The 12,577-nt window shown below is 46.4% G+C and carries 13 protein-coding genes; 11 read left to right on the top strand and 2 right to left on the bottom strand.

Annotation, left to right across the window (positions count from 1 at the left end):
- The first annotated feature begins 8 nt into the window (after positions 1-8).
- The 11 genes from FKG96_RS18195 to FKG96_RS18145 all read left to right on the top strand — a co-directional run bounded on the left by FKG96_RS18195 (position 9) and on the right by FKG96_RS18145 (position 8,693).
- Positions 9-569, top strand: coding sequence for an HdeD family acid-resistance protein (locus tag FKG96_RS18195; protein WP_149105791.1), 561 nt, complete (start codon positions 9-11; stop codon positions 567-569).
- An 11-nt stretch (positions 570-580) separates the two neighbouring features.
- Positions 581-1,399: a universal stress protein gene (locus tag FKG96_RS18190; RefSeq protein ID WP_149105790.1), complete on the top strand. Its 819-nt coding sequence runs from the start codon at positions 581-583 to the stop codon at positions 1,397-1,399.
- Positions 1,400-1,473: 74 nt separating this feature from the next.
- Complete coding sequence (locus FKG96_RS18185; RefSeq protein ID WP_149105789.1) at positions 1,474-2,151, top strand: BON domain-containing protein; 678 nt, start codon at positions 1,474-1,476, stop codon at positions 2,149-2,151.
- A gap of 113 nt (positions 2,152-2,264) precedes the next feature.
- Entirely contained in the window at positions 2,265-3,203 is a 939-nt protein-coding gene (locus FKG96_RS18180) for a 1-phosphofructokinase family hexose kinase (protein ID WP_149105788.1), read from the top strand.
- A complete protein-coding gene (locus FKG96_RS18175) occupies positions 3,200-4,036 on the top strand; it encodes a universal stress protein (RefSeq protein ID WP_149105787.1) in 837 nt (278 codons plus the stop codon). The genes FKG96_RS18180 and FKG96_RS18175 overlap by 4 nt, the downstream gene beginning before the upstream one ends.
- Positions 4,037-4,121: 85 nt before the next feature.
- Positions 4,122-4,553, top strand: a complete 432-nt coding sequence (locus tag FKG96_RS18170; protein WP_130855472.1) for an Hsp20/alpha crystallin family protein — start codon at positions 4,122-4,124, stop codon at positions 4,551-4,553.
- 52 nt (positions 4,554-4,605) lie between these two features.
- Positions 4,606-5,229: a Crp/Fnr family transcriptional regulator gene (locus FKG96_RS18165; RefSeq protein WP_149105786.1), complete on the top strand. Its 624-nt coding sequence runs from the start codon at positions 4,606-4,608 to the stop codon at positions 5,227-5,229.
- A 60-nt stretch (positions 5,230-5,289) separates the two neighbouring features.
- Entirely contained in the window at positions 5,290-6,090 is an 801-nt protein-coding gene (locus FKG96_RS18160) for a sulfite exporter TauE/SafE family protein (protein WP_149105785.1), read from the top strand.
- Positions 6,091-6,176: 86 nt separating this feature from the next.
- Positions 6,177-7,580, top strand: coding sequence for a rhodanese-like domain-containing protein (locus FKG96_RS18155; protein WP_149105784.1), 1,404 nt, complete (start codon positions 6,177-6,179; stop codon positions 7,578-7,580).
- Between the two features lie 43 nt (positions 7,581-7,623).
- Positions 7,624-8,187, top strand: a complete 564-nt coding sequence (locus FKG96_RS18150; protein WP_149105783.1) for a YeeE/YedE family protein — start codon at positions 7,624-7,626, stop codon at positions 8,185-8,187.
- An 11-nt stretch (positions 8,188-8,198) separates the two neighbouring features.
- Positions 8,199-8,693, top strand: coding sequence for a DUF6691 family protein (locus tag FKG96_RS18145; protein WP_130855477.1), 495 nt, complete (start codon positions 8,199-8,201; stop codon positions 8,691-8,693).
- 37 nt (positions 8,694-8,730) lie between these two features.
- On the opposite strand, the gene FKG96_RS18140 is transcribed toward FKG96_RS18145, so the two are convergent.
- A complete protein-coding gene (locus tag FKG96_RS18140; protein ID WP_210421316.1) occupies positions 8,731-9,333 on the bottom strand; it encodes an alpha-ketoglutarate-dependent dioxygenase AlkB in 603 nt (200 codons plus the stop codon).
- 11 nt (positions 9,334-9,344) lie between these two features.
- The gene (locus FKG96_RS18135) at positions 9,345-12,575 is read right to left on the bottom strand and encodes an error-prone DNA polymerase (RefSeq protein ID WP_149105782.1); all 3,231 of its coding nucleotides are present in this window, start codon (positions 12,573-12,575) and stop codon (positions 9,345-9,347) included.
- Positions 12,576-12,577: the final 2 nt, after the last annotated feature.

Below are 12,577 nucleotides of genomic sequence, written 5' to 3'. Positions count from 1 at the left end.
TTAAGATCATGTCAATCCGTACAACATTAACAAATAAACGATATTACGCCTGGCTATTACTGGCAGCCGGCTTAGTACTTATCGGGCTTGGCGTATGGGTCTTTTTGAGTCCGATAATCTCCTATAGATATATTTCTATCGTTTTTATCATCCTGGCTTTAACAGCCGGCGTTTTTGAGATATCTTTTTCACTGTTCAGTCGTAAGATGATTCCCGACCGGCCTTCGTTCGTATTGGGCGGTGTTCTGGACATTGCAATTGCCGGTTATGTGTTCTTTAATCCCTGGCTATTGATGGTTCTTTTACCACCTTTTATGGGCGGTATGTTATTGGTTAAACTGATTATAATCATTCAGAATACAGTTAGCATATGGAGAAGGAAACCCGTTAACTGGTGGCTCGTGATGGTAGCAATTATATCAATTGGTTTCGTGTTGCAACTACTGTTGAGGAACAATTCGATAGAAATGACGGATTTGATGGCATTAACAGGTGTTGGCTTTATATTGGCGGGTGTTTTTCGTATTTATCTTTTTGCAAAAGCCCGAAACATAGTTACCGAACGTTAAAAATTGGCTTTATGAGAACTTTTCTTGTAGCGATCGACTTTTCCGAGCCGGCGCTGGATGCAGCTAAATACGCTACCGCTTTTGCTTCACAGGTAGGAGCTTCCAGGATAATTCTTTATCATAGTTCGGATGCATTGCATGGCTATTTCGATATCGCGCAACTACCTGACGCCATTAATGAATCCACTGTAGATGAGGCTGCACATAAATTAACGGAAATCAAATTATGTTTACTGGCTATCGATCCATCTATTGAGATTGCTTGCGAAATTGATCACTGGAACTTAATCGAAGGGATCAATCGGATCCAGGCCCGGGAAGCCATTGATCTGATCGTGGTGGGACGGACCGGTAAATCAAGGTTAAGCAGACTTTTATTAGGTAGTAGTACCGCCAGACTTTGTGCTACATGCGATACTCCCCTTTTAGTAATCCCTGCTTCGATTTCGTTTAAACCCATAAAGCGAATGGCATTAGCTTGCGATTTTAAGGAAGTTACCGCAACAATACCGGTTAATATAATTAAAGGACTCACAAACAAATTGGGAGCCGAATTGCTCGTTGTGAATGTTGATTATCGAGAAGAAGAGTATTATGATCCGCATATGATAACACAGCAGTATGCTCTACACGCGTTACTGGATAATCTCAAGGCAACGTATTTCTATGTGGATAGTAAATCTGAAAGACAAGGAATTCTAAAATTCGCAAGAGAACAGGAGGTACAACTGATCTTGTTGATTAAAAAACAACATGCTCTGGGTGAAAGCTTCCTACATAGAAGTGTATCAAAAGAAATGGCTCTGTATACTACCATTCCTGTTCTTTAATAAAACCGACTGAAACAAAACAATAATTTTTAACAAAGCCACCTGTATAGCAGGTCGCTATTAATCTGTTTACTATGAAAAGTGATGTAGAAATTCAACAAGATGTAATCGATGAGTTAAAATGGGAACCCATACTCGATGCGTCAGAAATTGGTGTAACTGTGAAAGGTGGGGTTGTTACCTTGTCAGGCACGGTAAGTACCTATTCAAAAAAAATGGCTGCGGAACGGGCAGCCCGCAGAGTTCAGGGAGTAACAGCCTTAGCTGAGGATATTGAGGTAGTGTTCTTTGCCGGAACAATGCATACGGATACAGAAATAGCGCAAGCAGCGGTGCAGGCCATTAAATCACAAGCTAGCCTTGCTGATCAGCACATTCAAATTAAAGTAGAGGAAGGAGTGGTCAAACTAGAAGGACAGGTAGAATGGGAGTATCAACGCAATGAAGCTAAAAAGGCAATGGAGAACTTAAAGGGTGTCCGATCGGTTATCAATTTAATCAACATCAAACCAAGAGCTACAGCTAAGGATGTTGAACAACAAATTGCGGCGGCTTTTCAGCGACATGCAAATATTGATGCACGTAATATTCAAATCGAAATCGATAAAGATCGGGCGATCTTACGAGGCACCGTACGTTCATTGGCTGAAATGGGAGATGCAGTAGATGCTGCATGGGCCGCACCCGGTATCTCCAAAGTGGAGAATGATCTGACGGTTAAATTAGCCGATTATCCAGGCTATGATGATTAATGACATTTGATTGAAAGCCTATGAGGCATATACTGTGATTCATTTCACTGCTGCTTGTTTATATAGTTATTAACTATAGTTGCAGAATTAGTCGACTATAAAATTTTAAAACGGTGATTATTACAATAACAATGAATCCGGCGATTGATCGGTGTGTTTCTGTCGAGAAGATGACACCGGAAAAAAAGATGCGTTGCGTTCAGGAGAGCCTTGAAGTAGGAGGCGGAGGAATTAACGTTAGTAAAGCCATCAAAGAACTGGGAGGTTTAAGTTATGCTATTTTTCCTTCCGGCGGAGAGAACGGTCGATATTTCGAAGAGATTTTAGCCGATAAAGATATACCACATACAGCCATTAAAGTGGCCAGCAATACACGCGAGAACCTAACGGTCGTTGAAACTGCTTCTAATCTCGAGTACCGATTCGTGATGCCCGGACATGAACTCAGCTCCACCGAATTCGACCGTTGTTTTTCAACAATTGTTATGCTAAGCCCACTGGCAGACATTATGGTAGTAAGTGGAAGCACACCTAAGGGCGTGCCGGACGACTTCTATTTACGTCTTGCAGAAGTTGCCAGAAAGAGCAATGCCTTATTGGTGATTGATGCATCAGGCAAATCCTTAAAGCTTGCGTTAGAAGCCGGAACTTATTTGCTCAAGCCCAATTTGTCCGAGCTTGCCAGTTTGGTAAATAAGGAAAATGTTGACGAAGAAGAGGTTAAAGCCATCGGTCAGGATATTATTGGTAAAGGACAGTGTAAGATGTTGGTGGTTTCTCTGGGTAAACGTGGTGCTATCTTATTGGCGGATGGTGTATACGAAGAAATCGAAGCACCACCTGTGCAGCGAGTAAGTACAGTGGGGGCCGGAGATAGTATGGTGGCCGGAATGGTATGGATGCTTCAGCAAAAGAAGAGTTTTTCGGAGGTAGCCAGATTTGGCGTGGCTTGTGGTACGGCGGCAACGTTAAATAGCGGTACACAGCTCTTTCATAAGAGGGATGTTTATAAGCTATATAAATTAGTTAAAACAAAGGAGTTGAAATTATGAAAATCTTGGTTACAACGGATTTATCATCTAATTCTAAAGGAGGAATACGCTTTGCTTTGCAACTTGCCGAGCACTATCAATATGAATTAACATTTTTTTATACCTATCACAACGAGAGACCTACTTGGAATGACCTATCTTATAACGGATTTCAAAACACTGAACTGCAAAATGAACGTATAAAATTGATAAGGTTTATTCGCAAAGTTGCCGGAAGCATAGATCTTCAGCAGCTACAGCTTTATTATCACGTTCAAGAATCGCTGTTCGTTGCGCAGCACATTCTCCAGTATGCGCAGCTCCATCAATTTACATTTATTTGTATAGGTCGAAGCGCGGCCGGATGGCATCGAAAACTGTTTGGAAGTGTGGCTAATATATTAATAAAACAATCACATGTTCCTATCATCATTGTACCTCCTGATTATAGAAGAAGAAAACTCCGAAACGTATTATATGCTTCCGACTTAACGAATTTCGAAAGCGAGTTAAACATGGTGTTGGTTTGTATGGAAACCCTTAAGCTAAAAGTAGACATCCTTCACTTTTCGCTTCCCTCAGATCAGCTCAATAACAAAGTAGCCTCTGCAACAGAAATTATTTCTAAGCTGCCCCCCAATACTGTCCAATTTTTTCAAGAGAAGTACAATTTTGAGGAGCCTCTCGTAAAGCATTTAGCTGTACAGTTAGCCAAATTTAACCCCTCTATACTTGTTATGTTTACAGATCAGCAGCGCACCTTCTTTGAGAAATTGTTTCTCGGTAGTGACACTGTTTCATTTTCTTCGTTGGCCAAATGGCCAATGCTGGTTTTTCCGAAACCGCTTACCTGATCAATCTCATTATGTCAAATAACCTAAATCATTAAGAATTATTTAGCATTTGAGGAACTTAGTTATTATTTCTAAATTCAATATTATGTCAAACTTAGTTAAAGCTACTGACTTCCCATCATTTAGGTCAATGATGGAAGATTTCTGGAACACCGATGGCTTCTTTAGCAAACCGATCTTTAGCAAAACTTCTCTACCGCCGGTTAATATCCGCGATACGAAGGACTATTATGAATTAACATTAGCTGCGCCCGGGTATAAAAAAGATGATTTTAAGATTGCCATTGAAGACGGTATGATCAGCATTAGTGCCGAACATAAGTCAGAAAAGAAAGAAGAGAAGGAAAATTACACGCGGCATGAATTTCATCAGGAAGAATTTACGCGCGTATTTAGTTTGCCTGAAAATGTGACAGAAGATGCTATTAAAGCAAAGTATCAGGACGGTATTTTACAAATTGAACTAAAAAAAACAGCGAAATCCCCGTCTAATAAAAAGACGGTACAAGTTTCTTAAGCGGAATCAATTTTGGGGGCAATTATATGCCCCTAAAATGTAAATTTGCGATATGGACGTTCTGGATCAAATTGAAGAATTCAGGTCTTCGCCCCAATTAAGAGAGATGTTGTATGCAAATAGCATACAGAAGACCTATAATGCAGGACATGTTATTTTAAGCGAACATGCGTACATCCGTTCAATCCCTATTGTTACAAAGGGTACATTAAAGGTTATCCGTACAGAAGAAGACGGACGAGAGATTTTACTATATTACATCAAGGCCGGCGAAAGTTGCATCATGTCATTTTTAGGGGGACTTCACAACGAAATGAGTAAGGTTAGGGCCGAAGTGGAGGAAGACGCCGAAATTCGCTTCCTGCCCATGGAAAAGGTCTCATTGTTCATTAGAGAATACCCACAGTGGCTCGATTACATTTTTCGCCTCTATCACAAACGTTTTGAAGAATTACTGGATATGGTGAACGCAATTGCGTTTAAGAAAGTTGACGAACGATTGCTAACGCTATTACGGAAAAAAAAAGAACTTTCGGGAAACAATATGCTGAGCATTACGCACGAGCAATTGGCGAACGAACTTGGTACCGCACGTGTGGTTGTTTCCAGACTTTTAAAACAGCTCGAAGACGATGGTACGGTAAAGCTCGGTAGAAATAAAATCGTTCTTGTGTAACAAAAGTAGCTGTACAGATCTTTGAATTGACGGACCTTTGATCCATCTAATAAAACAGAAATGGACCTCATCGGTTATTTTGCGTCAATTTTAATAGGTGTCTCGCTGGGACTGATCGGAAGCGGCGGTAGTATCCTTACCGTACCGGTATTAGTTTATCTGTTTCATATTGACGTTATAACCGCTACGACCTATTCGTTGTTTATCGTTGGTTTAAGCAGTGCCGCGGGTACATTTCCCTATTTTAGGGGAAATATGGTGGATATTAAAACTGCATTAATTTTCGGTATCCCTTCCGTCTTGGCAGTTTTCTTTAGCAGACGGGTCATTGTACCGGCGATACCGGAATCTGTATTTGAAATTGGCAATTTAGCCGTCACGAGAAGCACCCTTCTCCTTTCCATCTTTGCCGTGTTAATGGTAATAGCCTCCTATAACATGATCGAAAAATCGGAAGAAGCTGACCAACCAAAAGTAAACAGGCAAAAGCCATTCAGTAATTTACGTATCCTATCCTTGGGTGCGCTCGTAGGACTTGTTACAGGATTGGTTGGAGCAGGAGGTGGTTTCCTTATAGTTCCGGCACTTATAGGTTTCCTTAAAACGCCTATAAAGACAGCTATAGGGACATCGCTGTTAATCGTTGCTATCAACTCCTTAACAGGATTTCTATTCTCAGTAACATTTATTGCCATCAATTGGTGCTTCCTCCTATCGGTCACCTTGATGGCCTTTCTAGGCATTTTTGTTGGTAGTAAGTTGGTAAAAAAAATTGAAGGAAGAAGGCTACGGTTTGCCTTTGGCTGGTTTGTTTTGATTATGGGTATTTATATCCTTTTAAGAGAATTGTTGTTCAAGTAGCGCACTGACTTGCGTCGTGTAACCAAAGTAACTGTACGATAAAAAATTAGTTTACAACTTTAACAGATCATTAAATATTACATATCATGTTTTTTCAACACATTTATGATAAGAGTTTATCACAGAGCAGCTATCTGATAGGCTGCCAAACAATTGGGAAGGCTATTGTGCTTGACCCCAAGAGGGACATCGATACCTATTTAGCGCTTGCTGAGGAAAATAACCTGACGATAACCCACATTGCGGAAACCCATATTCACGCAGATTTTCTTTGCGGATCACGCGAATTGGCTGCGGTGACAGGGGCAGAACTTTACCTGTCTGATGAGGGAGGAGCCGCTTGGCAGTACGAGTTTCCGCACACCGGTCTAAAAGATGGTGATAAAATTAGTATCGGTAAACTTACGTTAGACGTGATACACACACCCGGGCACACACCCGAAAGCATCAGCTTTCTACTTACAGATCATGCCGCAAGTGACCAACCTGTAATGATCTTCACAGGCGATTTCATATTTGTCGGCGATGTTGGTAGACCTGATCTTTTAGAAAAGGCGGCCGGATTTTCCGGTACAACGGAGCGGGGTGTTCAACAGTTATACCAATCGCTTCGGAAATTTGCAGATCTTCCCGATTATGTTCAGGTCTGGTCAGGACATGGGGCCGGTTCCGCTTGCGGTAAGTTGCTCGGGTCGGTACCGAGTTCCACCGTCGGTTATGAAAAAATCAGGAACTGGGCATTTCAATTATATGGAAATGAGGAAAAGTTTGCGGACTATTTATTGGCCGGTCAACCTGAGGCACCACGATACTTTGCCATGATGAAGCGTCTCAATAAGGAAAGGCGACCGTTGTTGGCAGCTATTCCTCCGCATCCGAAATTAACAAAAGAACAGTTCAAAGCCGCTTATGATCAAGGAATCCAAATTATTGATACTAGGGATAAACGCCTCTTTGCTAAGGGATTTCTTTTGCAAAGCATTAATATACAGGCGAATAATTCATTTTCAACGTGGATGGGTTGGCTGCTGAGCTATGAAGAACAATTCATGCTGATAGCGGATGACGAGCAAATGAGCGATTTGACGCGAAAATTAATGCGTATCGGCCTCGATAACATACTAGGTTATATATCAGATATATGTGATGTGGGTGTTGAGCTGCAAAAAGCAGATGTGCTCTCGCTGCCCGAATTCAAAAGTTACCTAAACAGGAATGATGTGCAGTTAGTAGATGTGCGGAATGCTTCAGAATACCGTGAGGCACATATAGAAGGTTCCCATAATATTTTCGTTGGCACCTTGACAAGCAATCTGAACAAAATCGATAAAGATAAACATTTAGTCGTTTATTGCCAGTCTGGCGATCGTGCTACCATAGCTCACTCAATTTTAATAAAAAACGGATTCAATAATGTAAAGTACTATACAGGAGGGATGAAGGAATGGTTGGAAAACAAAGAGCCTGTTATAACAAAATCAGTTTTGTAGCTGGGAGTGTACAAGAGCGCAAATTAACTATAATTTATAAAACATGTTAGAACTTATTAAACAACCTTGGCCCTGGTACATTGCCGGGCCACTCATTGGCTTAACGGTTCCGATACTGTTAATTATCGGAAATAAATCCTTTGGTATCAGCTCTTCACTGCGGCACATTTGCGCGGCATGCGTACCTGCCAATATCCCTTTCTTCAAATATAACTGGAGAAGAGAGTCGTGGAACTTGTTTTTTGTCGTTGGTATTCTTATGGGCGGCTTCATCGCTAAAAACCAGCTTTCCGATGCCGATCCGATTAAGTTAGATCCTCGGTTGGTATCAGAACTCACAGATTATGGCATTACGGATTACAGCAGCTTAATACCTCATGATCTTATGAGTTGGTCAAGTCTCTTCACCCTGCGAGGTTTCATTATCCTCATATTTGGCGGATTCCTCGTAGGTTTTGGTAGCCGCTATGCAGGAGGATGTACCAGCGGACACGCTATTATGGGGCTATCTAATCTACAATGGCCATCATTGGTAGCAACCATCAGTTTTATGGCAGGCGGTTTTATTATGGCTAATTTTATACTCCCCCTTATCCTAACACTTTAATAAATATAAACATGCATTTAAAGATAATTGAAAGAAATAATAACGAAGAGCAAAATAGGAGGGACGTCACTGAAAACGACTCAAGGCGTCGTTGGTATCCAAATTTTAAATATCTGTTAGTGGGCATTTTTTTTGGGATTATATTCGTGAAATCCGAAGCGATCAGTTGGTTTCGTATACAGGAAATGTTCCGTTTGCAATCCTTTCACATGTACGGCATTATTGCAAGTGCCGTAGTTGTTGGTATAATATCTATAGGCATAATTAAAAGGTTTAATATCAAAACAATGGGTGGCGAGCCGATCGAATTTCAAGCAAAAAAATTCAATCGTGGGCAGTTGTATGGCGGGTTGCTCTTTGGATTTGGTTGGGCAATCACCGGAGCCTGCCCAGGTCCATTGTTTGCGCAAATAGGAACCGGAGCTCTTGTGATTGGAATAAGCCTTTTGAGTGCTATATTCGGAACGTGGGTTTACGGCTTATTAAGGGATAGACTGCCACATTAAGGTAAAGGCTTAAATAATAAGCTACTACAGTTTATCCCTATAAGATTACCTTTCGGAACGTCAGATTGATCCTCGGCCCCATGATCGCGTTCGATTTTGCTATCCTATGTTCCCAGTGAAGTTGCAGATCGCCTTTCATGAGCAGAAGGGAGCCGTGTTGCAGCTTGATGGAGTAGCGATTTGCATGGTCGTCCTTCCTGCGGAAATCAAAGTTCCGTTCGGCTCCCAGGCTCAGGGAGGCTATTTCGGTTTTGCGGCCGGGCACCGTATCCTTATCGGCATGCCAGGCCACCGAATCATTTCCATCGCGGTAGAGGTTCAGCAGCACGCCCTGAAAGGCCATACCGGTAAAGGCCTCTATGCGCTGCCTTACCACCTGCAGTTCCGGCAGCCAGGGGATCGGTTCGCGCCGGTCATCCGTCCGCAGGGGGCGGTCTCCGTACCATGCCGTCAATCTGGGCGTTACCACCTCCTTATTGTACATCTTAACTTTGGTCTGCTGCCAGGGCACATTATGCAATAAAAAAGTAAGCAGCGTATCCGCCTCCGGCCGTTCCAGAAAGCCGGGCGTATAGTCCATCAGTTCCCGTGGCAGTACCAATTGCCGGTTATCATCAAACAGTTTCCCCTGCATCTCCATTCAATTAAAATTTACCTGAAATTCCGTCCTTTCGGAAACAGCTCCAGTTGAGCATCAACCCGTACCTGCGTCCTTTTGTTTTTGGCAGGGAAGACATGGCCGTCTTTTTCATCGGCGGGCGAGAGCGTCCGCAGCTCAGCCTGCTTTCTTTCCTTCGGGCCGAGCAATGTGAGCAGCCCGGAGAGGTTGTAGAGCCTTTTGGCCACCACATGGGTAACCTGTCCCTCGCGCTGCAGTTTACCCTCTACCATCAACAGCTGCGAGTAGAGGATTTCCTTCCGGTACCGTTCAAAGAGGCTCGCAAAGGCCACCAGGTTGGCCACGCCCGTTTCGTCCTCGATCGTGATGAAACAGACACCGCCCGCCGTTCCCGGGCGCTGCCGTACCAGTACCAGTCCGGCCACCCGAACGGGCGTGCCATCGGGCCATCGGTCCAGTTCCTTCGTGGTCAGAATACCCCGCTCATAAAGCTGCCGCCGGATAAAGCTCACCGGATGCGCCTTCAGCGAAAGTGCCAGCGAGCTGTAATCCTGCAGCACATGTTCCGATTCTGACATCGCCGGCAGCCGCACCTTTTCTTCCGGTGTGCTCGCCGAAGGCTGCCCTTCAAAGATGCCCATGGGACGGTCATGGAGGGCCGACACCTCCCAGAGCGCCTGCCTGCGGTCCATGCCCATCGAGCGGAACGCGTCGGCGTCCGCCAGGCGCTCCAGCGAAGCGATGGAAACCCCTGCATCCGGCAGGAAATGAATATGCGTATAAGGTATCTTCCGCGCCCGTACCAACGCTTCCATTTCCTCCCGGTTCATTCCCTTAACCTGCCTGAAACCCAGGCGCAGCGCGCAGTAAGGGCCTGTTTTCTCCTCCAGGGTATTGTCCCAATGGGAAAAGTTGACGTCCACGGGCCGCACCGTTACGCCATGCTCCCGCGCGTCGCGCACAATCTGCGCGGGGGCGTAAAAGCCCATGGGCTGGCTGTTCAACAGCGCCGCGGCGAACACGTCGGGGTAGTGATGCTTCAGCCAGCAGGATACGTAGACCAAGAGGGCGAAACTGGCCGCATGGCTTTCGGGAAAGCCGTAGCTTCCGAAACCTTCCAGCTGGCGGAACACCCTTTCGGCAAATTCCTTTTTATAGCCCCGTGATACCATGCCGTCGATCAGCTTCCGTTCGAACCGGCTCACCAGACCCTTTGCCTTAAAGGTGGCCATGCTGCGCCGCAGTTCATCCGCTTCGGCAGGGGTGAAGCCCGCGGCCACAATGGCGATTTTCATGGCCTGTTCCTGAAAGAGGGGCACGCCCAGTGTCTTGCCCAGAATCGCTTCCAGCTCGGGAGAGGGGTATTCCACCTCCTCCTCACCGTTGCGCCTGCGCAGATAGGGGTGTACCATATCCCCCTGGATCGGACCCGGCCGTACAATGGCCACCTCGATCACCAGATCATAAAAGTTCCGCGGTCGCAGGCGCGGCAGCATCGATTGTTGCGCGCGGCTCTCGATCTGGAATACCCCGATGGTATCCGCCGCGCTGATCATATCGTACACCTCGGGGTCATCCTGCGGTACGGTGGCCAGCGTCAGCTCCAGCCCGTGATGTGCCCGCGCCAGATCAAAGGCCTTGCGGATGCAGGTCAGCATGCCCAGTGCCAGCACATCGATCTTGAGGAAACCCAGTGCATCAATATCGTCCTTGTTCCATTCGATGTTGGTGCGGTCCTCCATCCGTGCGTTGATCACCGGACACAGGTCGGTCAGTTTACCGTCCGTGATCACGAAGCCCCCCGTATGCTGGCCCAGCTGGCGCGGAAAACCCATAAACCGGTGCGTCAGTTCCAGCACCTTTACCAGGTGAGGGTCCTTCGGGTTGAAGCCGTGCTCCGAAATGCGATCGCCCTCAAACCATTCGTCGGTAAACTCCCAGATGGAGCTCGACAGGCGGTTGATGGCATCCACCGACATGCCCATGGCCTTCGCCACATCCCGTACCGCACCCTTCTGGCGGAGCTGCGTCACCGTGGCCACAATGCCCGCGCGGTCGCGTCCGTACTTTTCATAGATATACTGGATGATCTCCTCCCGTCGTTCATGTTCAAAATCCACGTCAATGTCGGGCGGCTCGTTCCGGGCCGAAGAGATAAAGCGTTCGAAGAGCAGGTCAAACTTCGTCGGGTTCACCGCCGTGATGCCCAGGCAGAAACAGATGGTGGAGTTGGCGGCCGAGCCGCGGCCCTGGCAGAGGATGCCGCGCGAGCGGGCCTCCCGTACAATGTCATATACCGTCAGGAAGTAGGGCGCATAATCCATCTCCGCAATGAATTTCAGTTCGTGTTCAATGGCCGATGAAACCTTTTCCGGCAGCGGATCACCGAAAAAGTCGTAAGCTCCCTGCCACGCCAGCCGGGTCAGTTCCTCCAGCGGTGTGCGTCCGTCCGGCATGATCTCCCTCGGGTACACATACTTCAGGCTGTCGAGATTGAAGCGGCAGGCCTCCGCGATCCGCCGGGTGTTTTCGATGGCCTGCGGATATTTTCCAAAAAGGCGTTCCATCTCCCCGGCGGGCTTCAGGTAGCGTTCCGCATTCCCGTAAAGCAGGTAACCCGCATTGTAGATCGTTTTCTTTTCGCGCACACAGGTCACGATGTCCTGCAGCTGCCGCCGCTCGGGGCTGTGGAAATGCACATCGTTGGTGGCCACCATCGGTATGCCGAAATCCGCTTCCAGTTCCCCTATGCGGTAGAGCCTTTTGGCGTCGCTGCCCCTGTACAGCCAGGAGGCCGCCACATAGAGTTGCCGGCCGAAGGCCTTTTTATATTCCAGCAGCTCCCTTCTGAAATCCTCTCCGAAATCAAATTCGTCATCAAGATCAACGGGAGGCAGGGAAATAAAGATCATGCCTTCTGCATAGCGGTATACATCGGCCTTATAGAGCTCGCATTTCCCCTTTTCCGTCCGCCGGTTGCCTTCGGTCAGCAGTGCCGAGAGACGGGCGTAGGCATCCCTGTCCGTCGGGTAGGCCAGCAGGGGAGGGCCGTCCACAAGATTGAGGCGTGCGGCGGGGATGATACGCAGACCGTGCTTTTTCGCAGCGGTGTGTGCCCGCACAATACCCGCCAGGGTGTTGTGGTCGGTTATGGCCATGCTCCCATAACCGAGCGCCGCGGCCTGTTCCACCAGTTCCTCGGGGTGCGAGGCACCGCGGAGGAAACTGAAATTCGAAGTGACCTGTAATTCCGTATAATCCATAA

Origin of the sequence: Olivibacter sp. LS-1 (genome assembly GCF_008245145.1) — a bacterium.
GTDB classification, from domain to species: Bacteria; Bacteroidota; Bacteroidia; order Sphingobacteriales; family Sphingobacteriaceae; genus Olivibacter; species Olivibacter oleidegradans.
The sequence above is the reverse complement of the archived record's forward strand: the minus strand, read 5'-3'. Positions and strand labels throughout refer to the sequence as shown.